The sequence below is a fragment of the Dorea sp. AM10-31 genome, assembly GCF_003435815.1.
GTDB lineage: Bacteria > Bacillota > Clostridia > Lachnospirales > Lachnospiraceae > Dorea_D > Dorea_D hominis.
This window is the reverse complement of sequence record NZ_QTUV01000003.1, coordinates 3297-18998: the sequence shown is the minus strand read 5'-3', so window position 1 is coordinate 18998 and position 15702 is coordinate 3297. Positions and strand designations below refer to the sequence as shown.

Annotated in this window: 12 protein-coding genes and 6 tRNA genes (1 of these 18 cut by a window edge); 3 read left to right on the top strand and 15 right to left on the bottom strand. The window is 39.6% G+C overall.

All coding sequences use genetic code 11. From position 1 onward, the window contains the following. Positions 1–19: 19 nt before the first annotated feature. The 4 genes from DW125_RS06200 to DW125_RS06185 form a co-directional block, all read right to left on the bottom strand. Positions 20–1072, bottom strand: coding sequence for an L-threonylcarbamoyladenylate synthase (locus DW125_RS06200; RefSeq protein ID WP_330411817.1), 1053 nt, complete (start codon positions 1070–1072; stop codon positions 20–22). A gap of 11 nt (positions 1073–1083) precedes the next feature. After that, positions 1084–1824, bottom strand: a complete 741-nt coding sequence (locus DW125_RS06195) for an N-acetylmuramoyl-L-alanine amidase (protein ID WP_318532597.1) — start codon at positions 1822–1824, stop codon at positions 1084–1086. Between the two features lie 78 nt (positions 1825–1902). Then, the gene (locus tag DW125_RS06190; protein ID WP_242992902.1) at positions 1903–3855 is read right to left on the bottom strand and encodes a glycosyl hydrolase family 18 protein; all 1953 of its coding nucleotides are present in this window, start codon (positions 3853–3855) and stop codon (positions 1903–1905) included. Between the two features lie 68 nt (positions 3856–3923). Continuing rightward, positions 3924–4172, bottom strand: coding sequence for a hypothetical protein (locus DW125_RS06185; protein ID WP_021859857.1), 249 nt, complete (start codon positions 4170–4172; stop codon positions 3924–3926). A gap of 433 nt (positions 4173–4605) precedes the next feature. On the opposite strand from DW125_RS06185, the gene DW125_RS06180 reads away from it, so the two are divergent. Next, positions 4606–5430: an adaptor protein MecA gene (locus tag DW125_RS06180; RefSeq protein WP_199537826.1), complete on the top strand. Its 825-nt coding sequence runs from the start codon at positions 4606–4608 to the stop codon at positions 5428–5430. A 94-nt stretch (positions 5431–5524) separates the two neighbouring features. Here DW125_RS06180 and DW125_RS06175 read toward each other — a convergent pair whose 3' ends face one another. Further along, positions 5525–5731: a DUF1858 domain-containing protein gene (locus tag DW125_RS06175; RefSeq protein WP_117537434.1), complete on the bottom strand. Its 207-nt coding sequence runs from the start codon at positions 5729–5731 to the stop codon at positions 5525–5527. 509 nt (positions 5732–6240) lie between these two features. Beyond that, positions 6241–7107, bottom strand: a complete 867-nt coding sequence (locus DW125_RS06170) for a C40 family peptidase (RefSeq protein WP_117537432.1) — start codon at positions 7105–7107, stop codon at positions 6241–6243. Between the two features lie 270 nt (positions 7108–7377). On the opposite strand from DW125_RS06170, the gene DW125_RS06165 reads away from it, so the two are divergent. Then, positions 7378–7779 carry a Fur family transcriptional regulator gene (locus tag DW125_RS06165; protein ID WP_021859853.1) on the top strand — a complete coding sequence of 134 codons (402 nt, stop codon included), beginning with the start codon at positions 7378–7380 and terminating at the stop codon, positions 7777–7779. A gap of 126 nt (positions 7780–7905) precedes the next feature. Next, positions 7906–8448 (top strand): NADH peroxidase, encoded by a 543-nt coding sequence (locus DW125_RS06160; RefSeq protein ID WP_021859852.1) that lies wholly within the window; start codon positions 7906–7908, stop codon positions 8446–8448. Positions 8449–8806: 358 nt separating this feature from the next. Here the strand turns inward: DW125_RS06160 and DW125_RS06155 are convergent, their stop codons facing one another. The 9 genes from DW125_RS06155 to DW125_RS06115 all read right to left on the bottom strand — a co-directional run. Then, positions 8807–10795 carry a right-handed parallel beta-helix repeat-containing protein gene (locus tag DW125_RS06155; protein ID WP_117537431.1) on the bottom strand — a complete coding sequence of 663 codons (1989 nt, stop codon included), beginning with the start codon at positions 10793–10795 and terminating at the stop codon, positions 8807–8809. 83 nt (positions 10796–10878) lie between these two features. Next, a complete protein-coding gene (locus tag DW125_RS06150; protein WP_117537430.1) occupies positions 10879–12039 on the bottom strand; it encodes an AI-2E family transporter in 1161 nt (386 codons plus the stop codon). Between the two features lie 137 nt (positions 12040–12176). Beyond that, positions 12177–14735 (bottom strand): cation-translocating P-type ATPase, encoded by a 2559-nt coding sequence (locus DW125_RS06145; protein WP_117537730.1) that lies wholly within the window; start codon positions 14733–14735, stop codon positions 12177–12179. 456 nt (positions 14736–15191) lie between these two features. Beyond that, positions 15192–15264, bottom strand: a tRNA-Lys gene (locus DW125_RS06140). Positions 15265–15289: 25 nt separating this feature from the next. After that, positions 15290–15362, bottom strand: a tRNA-Phe gene (locus DW125_RS06135). Positions 15363–15366: 4 nt separating this feature from the next. Beyond that, a tRNA-Met gene (locus DW125_RS06130) sits at positions 15367–15440 on the bottom strand. A gap of 31 nt (positions 15441–15471) precedes the next feature. Beyond that, positions 15472–15544: transfer RNA gene (locus tag DW125_RS06125), tRNA-Thr, on the bottom strand. An 18-nt stretch (positions 15545–15562) separates the two neighbouring features. Further along, positions 15563–15644 (bottom strand) — tRNA-Tyr (locus tag DW125_RS06120). A gap of 7 nt (positions 15645–15651) precedes the next feature. Then, positions 15652–15702: transfer RNA gene (locus DW125_RS06115), tRNA-OTHER, on the bottom strand (it continues 50 nt past the right edge of the window).

The window sequence follows — 15702 nt, the reverse complement described above, 5'->3', positions numbered from 1 at the left end:
ATTTATAATATTGATTTGTTTAAACCGTTATGACATGATGTCCTGCCGCTTTTAACAAACGGTTCATAATCGCGCTTCCGATTCCTTCGGTATCAAAAGATTCGCTGTAAATATAATCGACCTGATCAGCATCAAATTCCCGCAGAATGGCAAATAAATGAACGGCTATCGTAGACTCGTCTTCCCTGGTTCCGATAGACTTCACATCTCCACAGATATAATTAGCTACACTCTCTTTGGTTCCAATGATACCAACTTTATGTCCGGCTTTCACCTGCTCTGCTGCCAGTTCATTGATCTTTGAAATAACCTTTGACATCTCACCTTCTACAATGCTTAAGTCTGCTTTCGGCGCATAATGCCGGTACTTCATACCCGGTGCTTTCGGCCGTTGGTTCGGCTTAATGACCGCCTTATCAACTGTCACCTCGCCAATACATGCTTCCAGCATCTCCTTTGTAATCGCACCCGGTCTTAAGATCATTGGCGGTGTAACCGTCATATCCAGAATTGTCGATTCCAGTCCGATAGAGACCGGTCCTCCATCCAGTATCATATCAATTCTTCCGGTCAGATCCTCTTCTACATGCTCTGCCATTGTCGGGCTTGGTCTGCCTGATGTATTCGCACTCGGTGCTGCAATATATCCACCGCCCACATCAATCAGCGCACGCGCTACTTCATCACTCGGCATACGCACAGCTACAGTATCCAGCCCGCCTGTCGTTCCATACGGAACTGCTTCGCTCTTCTCAAAAATCATCGTCAGCGGTCCCGGCCAGTATGCATCTGCGATTTTTTTCGTCTCCTCCGGAACATTTTTTGTAATTTTTTCCAATGCACCAAGATTCGTAATGTGTACAATCAGTGGATTATCGGAAGGTCTTCCTTTTGCAGCATAAATCTTCTCTGCTGCCTTCTCATTCAACGCATCTGCACCCAGTCCGTATACTGTCTCTGTTGGGAATGCGACAAGTCCGCCTTTTTTTAAAATGGCTCCTGCCATCTCAATACTATCTTTATCCAATTGTCCTTTTTTTACTCTTTTTATAATCGTTTCCATGTGTCTCATTATACTACACTCTATTTCTCCATACAAGTTACGATTCCATTTACAATTGCTTTCGCAACATCGTCCTGATATTCCGGAGTTGTCAGTTTTTTTGCTTCTTCCGGGTTACTTAAAAAGCCACATTCTACAATAATTATCGGCACCTCCGTCCGTTTCAGCAGATAATAAGTATCGTTTGCTTTCGCCTGTCTTGTATTTCCGATATCTGCTGCCCGCAATGCTTCCTGCATTGTCTTTGCAGCCTGTTCACTCTCTGCCGAATGGCGGTAATAAAACACCTGCGCCCCATGGATTCCGGCGTCCGGGTAACTGTTCTGGTGAATACTAACCGCAAATACCGGCTTTTCCCCGTTGATTTTTCTTACCCGTTCCCGCAGATCCCGGACTTTTTGTCCTGCATCCGATTGATCATCCAACATCTGATCATCTGTTCTTGTCATGATTACTTTTATTTTCTTCTTTTTCAGCATTTTCTCTACTTTTAAAGCAATCTCCAGATTAATCTCTTTCTCTTTTTCTTCATGTACTCCGATCTTTCCCGGATCACTTCCGCCATGCCCGGCATCCAGCACAATCACCTGCGATTTTTTCTCTTTTTCTGCCAGTTTTACAATCTCTCCTGATGCATATTTTTCCAATTTTTTACTAAGCAGTACAAGTACCATAAGCGCCAGAAGAATCAGTATAAATTCTATTTTCTTCCCTGTCGCATCCGTCATATGCCGGTTCTTTCGGATATTTGGAAAATGCAAAAAAATACCTCCAGCCAGACTTTATTCTTCATAATATATGTCTGCCGGAGGCATTTTATATGTTTATTCTCTCAATATTTAATTTACATACTTCTGGATCAGTTGCCAGATATCTGAATTTTCCTGTCCGAGTGCCCATTCAGCTGTACCTGCAAGCTTATTCTTCTTCATGAGCTGAAGCTTGTACTCCATAGACTTCTCATCTTCCAGCCAGATGCTGTAAGTCGTATCTCCGGAAGTCCAGCTTGCGAAATTCTGCTTCGTCTCATCATCCCATGTCGTCTTGACACCGGCTTCTTTGACTACAGCCTGTGCACTGTCCATACCAAGTGCCTTACTTGTTACTTTGTTGGTATACTCTTCGTTCGCTGTACCTGCATCTTGTGCAAGTTCATCTTCCGTTTTCGCTCTTACTTCCCACAGACGCGTGAAAAATGGAATTCCGCTGATCACTTTATTTGCCGGAACTTCTTTTAACGTCTCAGAGATTCCCTCTTTTACATAATTATAAGAAGAAACAGAACCGGCTTCCGGTGATCCTGCAAAATGTTCGTCATAACCCATAATGATAACATAATCTGCTACGATTCCCTGCTCTTTACGGTTATACTGCATGTTATAGCCCTTCGGAACATAATTATCCACGGATAATACCAGACCATTCTGTCTGCATCTTACAGATAATTCGCGGATAAACTGAATATAATGTTCACCACATTCTTTTGATATCTTTTCAAAGTCAACATTAATTCCGTCAATTCCGGTCTGCAATGCCGCTGCAACCAGTTGATTGATCAGCTTCTCTCTCCGTGAAGTATGGCTTAATAATTCATAAGATTCTTTCTGCGAATTGATTCCTCCGTCAAAATCTCTGACGGTCGCCCACACTTCAATATTCGCTTTATGTGCATAGTTCACATAATCTGTCGACGAGATTGACTTTATATTACCTTCCGTATCTGCTACATGATACCAGGTCGGCGCAAGTGTTGTAAGCCCTTTACTTTTTGCTATCTTTTCAAGCACTCCGTTATTAGCGGAACTATTGGTTACATTGTGCCATGCCAGGTTAATCTTATAATCTTTCTTGATACTGGTAAATTTTTGTTCGTTAAATTTTCTGGTTACATTCTTGGTCTCCGGTGTCCTGAGTGCACTGTCTTTCACATAGCCGATAAATCCGTCTTTTGTGCGGACTTTCTCCCATGATCCTTCGTTTTCAATAATCGTAACTGTATCATCTTTGCTGACATCTGAAAGGATCGGACTCTTCACACCACCGCGGTAACGAACCTGAGTATCCTTCTTAACCTCGGCAACTTTCTTCTTGCCCCAGTCGCTGACGATCATTACACGGCTCGGGTTGTCATATACCTCATACTCAATGTTTGTATATTGCTGAACAAAATCAAGCGCAATATAAGCTGTATTTCCTTCTGTCTTAACAATGACATATTTCTCGCTCTTACGTTCCTTGGACACCATATAGTCTTTGCTTCCGACCTCAACTGATACCATGTCCTTCGGCAGTGTATACAATAAAATATTCTCATTCGGATCCCAGTAAAATCTGCTGTTTACATAATCCCTGATCACATCATACTGCACATAGAGCTTTCCATCGAATATCATACCATGCGGATCCACGACCTTATTATTTACTGTGATCGCCACCTGGCCTTTCTTTTCTATTCCATAATATTTATTCAGATCAGCTTTCTCCTTGGAAGGGCTGTATTTTTTCCACAAAAATGTCCCTACAACGGCTACGATCAGTAATATCAGGACGACACTCATCTTAATGATAAGATTCCGCTGTCTTCTCCGTCTGGATTGCGGTTTTCTTCTTACCAGTCTTCTGTTTCCGGAAATCCTTGATCTTCCGGAATTTCCTGTTCTGCCGGAAATCCCTGGTTCTTCTGAAGCGCTACTTCTTCTGCCCGCAACTGGCGTTCTGGCACCATCCTTGATTCGTCTGCCTGTCAGTGAGCTGCCTTCCGGCTGCATCGGCTGCATATCTTTTTCTTCCATGCTGTACCTCCTGTCAGACCTTATTATAGCAAAACAGATGTGCCCCGTCATTATTTATTTGACAAAATCTAGTTTGAGGGGTATTCGTGTTCCGAAATTCGTTGATCCACGTTGTTAAAACACAGCTCCTTGATGTCTCCTTTTTCATTCAACACATAATCTCGCATATACACTGAGTCTTCCCGCATAATATGCGCCTGCACGACTTGCATAGGGCTTGCGGGCAGACCATTCAGCAATATATGAATCCCTTCTTTTTCATAATCTGTCAACTCAGAAAACAGACTATGAACCTGCTGTTCCTGATGGTCTCCCATGGATTCCTCCTTCTCAATGCCCGTTCCCATATAATAACTACGGCTGCATATACCAGAGACTCCAAAAGAAAATGCTGTAATTGTGATACACTTTTCTCCTCCTGCAGCTTAAACCAAAAGACAGTAAGGCATTGTATTCATTTACATAATAGGTTGATGTTGATCTTAATTTCTGTGATAATGTCTGTCTGAAACGACGTTCGATAATGTTATTGATCTGTTGATAGTTTTGAAATAAAGATGCTATATCAGAAATGTTAAAAAAATTTCCCTCCTTTGTTCTAAGAATGTAGCTATTCGGGAAAACTATCTTTTAGTAACGTCATTATAGCGGACAGCTTTTTAAAAAGCAAGTCCTTTTTTCATTTTATATTTATTTTATTTAACATACAAAAAATTCTATGCTATACTAAACTAGAAGGAAGTGATGAATATGAAGATTGAGAAAATAAGTGACAATCAGATACGTTGTACTTTAACACGTGCTGACTTGGCCGAACGCCAGCTTCAATTGAGCGAACTGGCTTATGGAACCGAAAAAGCAAAATCACTTTTCCATGATATGATGCAACAGGCAGCCTTTGAATTTGGATTTGAAGCCAACGACATTCCTCTTATGATCGAGGCAATTCCGGCTTCTTCCGATTCTATCGTGCTGATAATTACTAAAGTAGAAGATCCGGAAGAACTTGACACCAGATTTTCTAAGTTTTCTCCGTCACCGGCGGGTGAGAACGATGCTAAAAAATCCGAAACAGTGAATAAGCTCGAAGGAGCAGAGACACTTCTGGACCTTCTTGGCAAAGTAAAAGAGAAGATGGATGTAGCCGAAAGCAGGGACAAGACAGATTCTCCGTCCGATGCACAGGCAACAGATTCTTCTGCCAGAACAGATTCTGCAAATGTAGCTTCTGCCACTGACGAGAACTCCGAAAGCAATGCAGCTGCTGAAGATTCTCCGGTAGCAAAGATTCGCTTGTTTTCATTTGCCACAATGGACAATGTGCTTTTAGCATCTCGTCTTTTGAACACGATGTACACCGGTTCCAACACCTTATACAAAGATCAGGCAGAAGACCTTTATATTCTGGCATTATCCCAGTCTGAACATTCTGCTAATGATTTCAACCGTATCTGTAATATGCTGACAGAATACGGTACTTCCGAGAAGACATCCGGAGTTATCCTTGCTTTTCTCGAAGAACATTGCGAAGCACTTGTTGCAGACAATGCAATCCAGCTGCTCGCAGCTATTTAATTGTACATCCCACAGATTACAGTTTGAATATGGAATTTTAAGCATGAAAAAAGCAGTTTTCGATAATTATCGAAAACTGCTTTTATATTCTGGCTTATTGTGCAGCCAGAAATGCATTAATCTTTTCTACTAATAAATCGCTGTCGATTCCGTGAACCATAGCAGCCTCAGCAAGACTTTCTCCCTGAGAAGCCGGGCAACCAAGACAGTGCATTCCAATCTCCATAAGGATCGGAGCTACCTCCGGGTTCATAGCAAGAACTTCACCGATTGTCATATCTTTAGAAACCTGTGCCATCATGACACCTCCTTTTCTCTTCAGTGGTATTTATTATATCCGTTTTTCTTCATCATGTAAACATTTTCAGGGGATTTCCTCGTGTAATTCCTCGTGTAAATTCCTCTTCTGGATATTCTCATTTCTTTCCGCTCCAATTGTATAAACATTTTCCTATAATTTACTATTAATATTTGACATCTTAAATGTCAACATTTTTGCCGAGTTTTTTCGACAAAAATCGAATTTTATTATAACTCCACAAAACATTCGTTCTTTTTTTAACATAAAATAATCCCCCGTTTTCGATGTGAATAATGTGGATAATGTGGATAAATTGCAACAAAGTACCATTTTTCCACCTTTTTTCAATATTTTGATGTGGATAACTTGGATAACTTTATTTCGTCGCTTTTTTCAAAATATGACATTTTTGTACAATTTGCTATTTCTGATTTTTTCCTTTACAGCACAAAAAAAGATGAAAGAAATTATTCATTTCTTTCACCTTTATTGTCTTACATTTTCATAATTTATAACAATCTTCTTACTGTTATAATATTAGCATAAGTAGCCGACAAGATTCCGATTCCCCGCGCCCGGTTAATCGCATTTACAATCTGCCCGTTTCCTTTATAAATTCCTACATGTCCATTATAGCAGATAACATCTCCAGGTCTTGCATTGCTGTAGCTGACGGCTCTTCCCGCACTGCGCATCTGAGACGATGTTCTTGGAAGCTGTATACCGAAATGCTTATATACCGACTGTACAAACCCCGAACAGTCAGCACCATGTGTAAGGCTTGTACCACCCCATACATAAGGATTTCCGATAAAACGGCTGGCATACTCCACAACCGCCTGTCCACTGCCTGCTCTGCCACCGTCCGCACCGTTCGTTTCGGCTGTGCTTGCTTCCCGCTGTTTTGCCAGGATTGCTTCTTCCTCTTTTCTGGATCTCGCATAATGAAATTTTTTCATCTCTTTTGCTTTTTTTTGGGCTTTTTTTCCTATTGTAATATATTGTGAATATACATATCCGGTTACATCACCAGATTTGATCTTCGTCCACTCTCCTACCGGACCTTTTATTTTCGCTGCATAATCCGGATAAAGCTTGCCGACCCACTTACTTTGCTTTGTTGGTTCACTTCTTATATAAAGAAACGAATGAACATTCGCAAATGCCATATCTGAATACTCACCCTTCTCTGTTGGAACCAGATACTCTTTTACCTGTACTTTATGATCAGAAGCATCATAATCATTCAAAACTTCCTCTATCCCTGCACCGGGTAAAACAGAATCTGTATCCGCAGCCTGTACTTCCGGAGAAATTCCCATCACAAGGCTACTTATAGTAACTAAGAACAATCCTTTCTTAAGAACAGAATCCATAAACTCCCTCCTTTATGTTTTCTTATCTTTTGTAAATATTACAGAATTGTTACATATGTTACGTGATTATTATATCATCAAAAGCAATCATGTCAACCTTATTTACGCTTTTTTAAGCTTCTATCACACTACAGTATTTGATATACTACGACATTTCCATGTAGTATTTTGTTACAAATTGTTACATTTTCAGATTGCTTGTTGACAATCTTGTATCATTATCTTATACTAATTATAATAATTATTACTATTATTGAAAGGAGATTGCTTATGGCTACATTAAAATATAGCAGGCAGCGAGAGTGTATCAAAGAATATCTTATGCATACAACGGAACATCCTACTGCAGATACTGTTTATGAGCATGTAAAAGAAGAATTTCCGCGCATCAGCCTTGGTACCGTATATCGCAATCTGAATCTTTTAGCCGACATGGGCGAAGCACTCAAGATCACTACACTGGATGGCGGAGATCGTTTTGATGGATGTACGAAGCCACATTATCATTTTACCTGCACTTCCTGTGGTGCAGTCATTGATCTGGATATGGATGTAAAGTATTTCCACGAGATGAACGAAGCTGCAGGTAAGAACTTTGATGGCTTGATAGAATCTCACACAACATTGTTTTCTGGTATTTGTCCGGCATGCTTCAAAAAAGGCAAAAATTAATGAAAAAAGTTAATTTAATGATTGACATTTTTCAATAAGTATGGTAGATTAATATCAGTAATAATTACTAATATTGATATTGCAAAACACAATAAAAATTAATTATAAGAAAAGGAGATCAACATTATGAAAAAATTTGTTTGTACAGTATGTGGTTATGTTTACGAAGGAGAAGCTGCACCGGAGAAATGTCCAGTCTGTGGAGTAGGTGCTGACAAGTTCAAAGAGCAGACAGGTGAGAGAGAATGGGCTGCTGAACATGTAGTAGGAGTAGCTAAAGGTGTAAGCGAAGACATCCTTGCTGATTTAAGAGCAAACTTCGAAGGAGAATGTTCAGAAGTTGGTATGTACCTGGCAATGGCAAGAGTTGCTCACAGAGAAGGATACCCGGAGATTGGATTATACTATGAAAAAGCTGCTTACGAAGAGGCTGAACATGCTGCTAAATTCGCTGAGCTCCTCGGAGAAGTTATCACAGACAGCACTAAGAAGAACCTTGAGCTCAGAGTAGACGCTGAGAACGGTGCAACAGCTGGTAAATTTGACCTTGCAAAACGTGCAAAAGCTGCAAATCTGGATGCAATCCACGACACAGTACACGAGATGGCAAGAGACGAAGCACGTCACGGAAAAGCATTCGAAGGACTGCTTAAGAGATACTTTGGCTAAGCTACAAGCCGAGTAAGGATAAAAATAAAGACGCTGGGAAAGGATGTGTTTACATCCAATTCCCAGCGTCTTTATTTTTAGGCTTATTGGGCGACAGCCCTACAGCGACGACGCGTTTTTCGCGTTGGAGCTGGCTCGGCTTTGGCTTATTGGGCGACAGCCGTCGGGAAAGGATGTACTTACATCCAATTCCCAGCGTCTTTATTTTTAGGCTTATTGGGCGACAGCCCTACAGCGACGACGCGTTTTTCGCGTTGGAGCTGGCTCGGTGTAGCGCTGCTTTATACGGCGACAGCCCTACAGCGACGACGCGTTTTTCGCGTTGGAGCTGGCTCGGCGTAGCGCATTCCGAATGGCTTTACAATTTCATCGCTTTCGCAGAACTATACATCTGCATTCCCTTCACTTTCTTATAAGACAGCACCTTCACATAATATGTCTTTCCTGCTGCCGGCTTTTTCATAGAAGCAGATGTCTTCTTGGCAGATAAGGATACACTTTTCACACCCGAAACAAGTTTCGGATCCGTGCTGTACTGCACTTCATATCCTCCTGCACCGGATACTTTTTTCCATTTCACAGTCATAGAAGTCTTACTTCCGGATTTCTTTGTTATCTTTGGCGCTTTTGGTGTTATTCCAGACGTCTTACCACCAACATAAACCTTTTTCTTTACACCACTCTTATATGTGTTCTGATAAATCTTTCCTTTTGCATCAGAAGATACAAATACTCCATATGGTACTCCGGAGATTGTATTTCCACTAATATTGGCTGTTGATTTTGTAATATGTACTGCATGCTCTTTTATATTACTGATCACATTTCTGGAAAGCTTTCCGCAGGTACTCTTATTAAACATTTGTACACCATGCTGTTTACAGCCGGAAATCTGATTATTTGTAATAATCATTGATGTACTGTAATTCTGTGTAAACACACCGCTTCGAGCCATATTTTTTATTATATTAGAATTTGTAGTAATTCTTTTTGATCCTAAATCTACAAATACGCCATCATATTTCTTCCTTCTTGGATCTTTAGCATAATAATTTTTTCCTGTAATTTTATTACCTGTTGCCTCACTATCCTGTACATCCATCATATGGACACCATGTCCGGCTGTAGTAATTACATTATTTCTTACTTTTACTCCACTAATATAATAATCTTTTTTCGGGATTGTTTTATTTTTCTTATCTTTTTCTGTAGTACTAACTTTTCTGCCGTAAACTTTAACTCCGCATACTTCATCACTGTATTTCGTATACTTGATCGTCATACGGTTGTTTTCAACGACCATTTTAGCATTATGGCGAACCTGTCCTTTGTAAACTTTCTTTCCATCAAAGATTGTAGACATTACCGAACTGGAAAGTGGTTTGAAATATTGAATTAACACACCACCGCCACAATTTTCAATGACATTATTTTTTATCTCACAGTTATAATATGTTAATGCAATGATTGCTTCTTCCTGTATATTTTTAAAAATATTTCCCGTAATCTTAATATTTTCATGATAAGCGCCATTAAGAAGAGTATGAGTACCTACTCCACGTGGTACATTCTGGAACAAACAATTCGTAACTTCCACATTTTTCATTGTTGTTCCATCCAAATATGTACTTTTATAAATAGATGTATCACATGGAATATCAAACTGCAAAGCTTCCTGTTTTAAATTGCCACTGCTTTTTCTCCTTGCCAGATCTTTGAACGTACATTTATTAACTTTCAGTCCATCAATTGCAGCAAGTTCTACCTGATGTGCACATCCTCCACCTGATACTGTTACATTTTCCAGTTTAATATTCTTTGCATGAAAAAGACGAATCAAAGAAGAATCACAATTGCTATTTCCGTACCATTTTCCACCTATAATAGAAATATTTCGGAATCCGCTATATCCTTTACAAGCTAAACTTGCATTAAAATCTGAATGTCCTTTATAAGTACCATTTGTTCCTGTCTCTATCATATTACTGGATGTTCTTGAATAAGTAAATGTTACGCCTTCCGTCAGATCCAGTGTCGTATTGCTGTAAATATGTAACGTGGAGCCCAGCTTATAGCTTCCTGCCACCACCTTTACTGTAACCGGATTGCTGTCTGTAGCTGTATCTCTTGCCTCTTTTAAAGCATTATCTAATTCCCTTGCTATATCAGATCCATTCTTTGCACTTACAGTAATGACACTGTCATCCGTCTCTTCTGCATCCTGTACTGCAATCTGATTCTCTGTATGAACTTTCTCCTGCGCCTGACTTTCTACCGGATTCATGCCAATCGTACATGCCATGGCGATCATTCCTGACAAAAGCACTGTAATTACTCTCTTCTTCATAAATACCTCCCAAATTACTACTTTGGAGTATATTATATCGCATTATTTCTGCAAAACCAATGTCTCAGACAATCTTTTTCCTGCTAGCGGATCTTCCCCGGATCAATCTTATTTTTCTTCAATTTTAAATATACAACTTCCCGAAACAATGCATATAGCACAGATACAATCGGAATAAATATCAACATTCCTGTAATTCCCATCAGACTTCCCCCGACACTAACCGCCGCAAGTACCCAGATAGACGGAAGCCCCACTGAATTTCCAACAACATGTGGATAAATAAGATTTCCTTCTATCTGCTGCAATACAAGAAACAGTACGATAAAAATAGCTGCTTTTGCCGGATTTACCATAAAAATAAGTAAAACTCCTATTCCACACCCAACAAATGCTCCAAATATCGGAATCAGTGCAGTAAATGCTATCACAATTCCTATCAACAATGCATAAGGCAGACGGAAAATTGTCATTGCAACAACAAACATAGAACCTAAAATCACCGCCTCCAGACATTGTCCTGTCAGAAAACTGGAAAATGTCTTATATGTCAGAGAACATACTTCAATTATTGCCTCTGCACGTCCTTTTCGTACAAAAGCAAATAATACTTTTTTAGCCTGGATTTCCAGCTTCTCTTTTTGCAAAAGGATATAGATAGCAAATACAAATGCGATAAAAAATGTTGTGACTCCACTCACGATACTTTTTGCCGCTGTTATCGTGGAATCCAGCACACTTCCGGCACCATTTTTAAAGAAACCGATTCCGGCATTCATAATCTTATCCCAGTCAAATTCAATATTATTCACAATGTTCATAATTTCCTTATTATTGTGGAAAACTTGTTTTGCCCATGCCTGTACATGTGGAAGAAATATCTGAACATTTTTCCCTAGATTTGAAAAAGTATTTCCCAGTTGTGGAACTAAAACAAACATCACCGCAGCTACAACTCCAAATACAAAGATCAATACAAGAATCATACTACACGGTCGTGCTGCCTTTTGCATGTAGCGTTTTCCTTTTCTTTTATCCTCTGAAAATAAATGTCTTTCCACAAAATTCATCGGGACATTTAACACAAATGCAATTGCTCCGCCTAAAAGAAAAGGAATGAATATATTTAATCCTTTCAATAGCACTTGCAATACCATATTAAATTTCCACAAGCAGACAATTACAATTGCTGTAAACAAAATTAATTCTCGTATTTTTTTCATATTCTCCCGGTTTAATTCCATATAATTTCTTTACTCCTTATGTTCTTTACTTATACGCTCCTAAAATTTTCCTTCATTCCATAATTTCTTTTATACAAACACAATCTGCCACCGACACCTTTCTCCGATTGATAAAGCAGCTAACAGTGATATGAAAATTAAACTCGTCCCACACGAATTAATTTTAGTCCCTGTATAACCGGTAAATTAAGCAATGCCAGACCGTATACTATCAATAAATGCTGCCAGTCTAATGCTGCCACCTGGAAAATCCCATGTAATCCAGGGATCATTAATACTCCTGTGATCAATAGCAATCCCATTCCAAATGCTCCGATCAGATATGGATTATTAAAAAATTGCTTTGTAAATAAAATTGGTTTTCTGGATTTACAATTAAATCCATGTATCAGACGGCTGGTACACAAGATTCCAAATGCCATTGTGCTTCCAAGCAGAGCGCCGTTCTCACTATAGCCAATAAAATATCCCGTCATCGTCATAATTCCAATAACCAGACCTTCTACACTTATATCTGTGAGAAATCTTCTATTCAAAATTGACTCCTTCATTGGTCTTGGTTTTTCTTCCATCACCGCTTTTGTGTGCGGCTCCAACCCCAGTGCAATTGCCGGAAGGCTGTCCGTAAGCAGATTGATAAAAAGTAAATGAACCGGTGCAAATGGAACTGGTAAATTAACAACAGATGCATATAATACCGAAAGAATTGCTGCTAAATTTCCTGAAAGCAAAAACTGAATGGCATTTTTTATATTCTGATAAAGATTTCTTCCATTTTCCACTGCCTTTATAATCGTTGCGAAATTGTCATCTGTAAGCACCATTGCGGCAGCATCTTTAGATACTTCACTTCCCGTAATTCCCATTGCAACTCCGACATCAGCCTGCTTCAATGCAGGTGCATCATTCACACCGTCACCGGTCATTGCAACAATATTTCCACGTTCCTGCCATGCACGCACGATCCGGATCTTATGTTCCGGCGAAACACGTGCATATACTGAAATTCCTTCTACAAATGTCCTCAGTTCTTCATCTGACATTTCTTCAATAACTGCCCCTTCGCATGCCTCCGATTCATTTTTAATAATACCAATTCTTTTTGCTATCGCAGCCGCCGTCACTTTATGATCACCAGTAATCATGACCGGGCGGATTCCCGCTTTAATGCACTCCTTGACCGCCTGTTTTGACTCCTGCCGTGGCGGATCCATCATTGCAATCAATCCTGAAAATACCAGATTATTTTCATCTTCTAAAGTAAGTTCTTTCTCTGCATCTAATTCTTTGTACGCAAATGCCAGCACACGAAGCCCTTCTCGTGAAAATTCAAGATTCTGTTTTTCAATATATAATCTGTCTTCCTCATTGATCAATTCCGGCTTTTCACTTCCATATTTTCGGATATGTGTAATTCTCTTTAAAAGAACATCTACTGCACCCTTTACATAAATTACATATCTTCCATCACATTTGTTTTCCGTTGACATCATTTTCCGATCACTGTCAAATGGTATCTCCGATAATCTCGGACAGGCTTCTCTGACATCAGAAAACGAATATTCTATATACTTTTTTTCCTGCAGAACTGCGAGTAATGCCGTTTCCGTAGGATCTCCAATCTGCTCTCCATCTGTGATCATTCCATCATTACACAAAATGCTGGAAATCAACAATTCCTTTTCCGAATCATTTTCAAAATTTAGCTCAGACACGGAGATTCGCTTTGGATAAATATAATAGTCTTCTACTGTCATTTTGTTTTGTGTTAAGGTTCCGGTCTTATCAGAACAGATTACAGAAACACTTCCAAGTCCTTCTACTGCCTGTAATTTTCTTATAATTGCATGTTCTTTTGCCATTTTCTGTGTACCAAATGAAAGAACAATTGTCACGATAGAACTTAAAGCTTCTGGGATTGCTGCAACCGCCAATGCTACAGCAAAAAGGAATGCATTTAAAATGTTATCCCCACGTAAAATGCTTAAGATGAATAATATTCCACATAATATTAAAATCATTATGGATAATTTCTTTCCGAAATCATCCAGATTCTTCTGTAATGGTGTCATTTTTTCAGAAGTATTCTTCAACAGGTAAGCAATCTTTCCCATCTCTGTATTCATTCCAATTGCTGTCACTTCATAGCGTCCGTGACCATACGTCACAAAGCTTCCTGAAAATACCTGATTCGTCCGATCCCCGATTGCTGCATTTTCCGGAACCTCTTCCAGATTCTTCTCCACCGACAGACTTTCTCCCGTCAATGCACTCTCATCTACTTTTAAACTTGCCGTTTCTATCAATTTACCATCTGCCGGAATACAATCCCCCGCTTCAATAAGCACTTCATCCCCTATCGTAACTTCTTTTGCCGGGATCTGTATCACCGCATGGTCTCTGACTACTTTCGCTTCCGGTGCTGACAATTGTTTCAGACTTTTTAAAGATTGTTCCGCTTTTAATGTCTGTACTGTTCCTAAAATGGCATTCATTGTAATAACTAGGAAAATAACTGCAGCACTCTCTGCATCACCCAGAATTCCGGATATTATTGCAGATATGATCAATATAATTACAAGAAAATCTTTAAACTGCTCCAAAAATAATGTAATACAGCTTTTTTTCTTTCCCTCTGCCAATTCGTTCCATCCATATTTTTTTTGATTTTCTTTTGCCTGTTCATTTGTCAACATATTCATTCTACCTTTCCTGCAATAATATCTCTTTTAGTATTCACTCTTTTATGATGTTAAATGCTTTTCTTCATAAATTTCCTTGTCGCTATAACAGCGATAAAACACGCTCTGCGAGTTTTATTCGCTGATTAGCGGTCGTCAAATGCTGCCATGCAAGCATGGCGCATTTTCCTCGTCGCCATAACAAAAAAGAGACCTTATTGCATATAAAATATGCAATAAAAGTCTCACCATTTCATTACGACACGGATGATCGCTCATCGTACTGACGACGTCGTAAACATCATTAATTGATGCCAGTTACTCCCTTTTATCATTGTGTTATTAGAATATACAAATTTTTTCTTTTTGTCAATAATAATTCTATAAACAATTATGCAGACTTTCTCTTGTTTGATTTCGTATATAAAAAAGAAGCAGTATTAAATTAATACTACTTCTCTCTCATTCCTATGAGCGTGCGGGGATTCGAACCCCGGACAACTTGATTAAAAGTCAAGTGCTCTACCACCTGAGCTACACGCCCGTACCAAATGTCTTACTAAGACAAATGCCCAGAGCCGGAATCGAACCAGCGACACGAGGATTTTCAGTCCTCTGCTCTACCGACTGAGCTATCTGGGCAGAATTGCGGGGGCAGGATTTGAACCTACGACCTTCGGGTTATGAGCCCGACGAGCTTCCAGACTGCTCCACCCCGCGATAATATTTAATTCTATCATTTTCATGATAAAGCCGATGATCGGACTCGAACCGATAACCTGCTGATTACAAATCAGCTGCTCTGCCAATTGAGCCACATCGGCACAAGCCATGTTGGCTAATGGATGGAGAAGGATTCGAACCTTCGAAGGCGTTGCCAACAGATTTACAGTCTGCCCCCTTTGGCCACTCGGGAATCCATCCATATCTATGGGACCAATAGGGCTCGAACCTATGACCCTCTGCTTGTAAGGCAGATGCT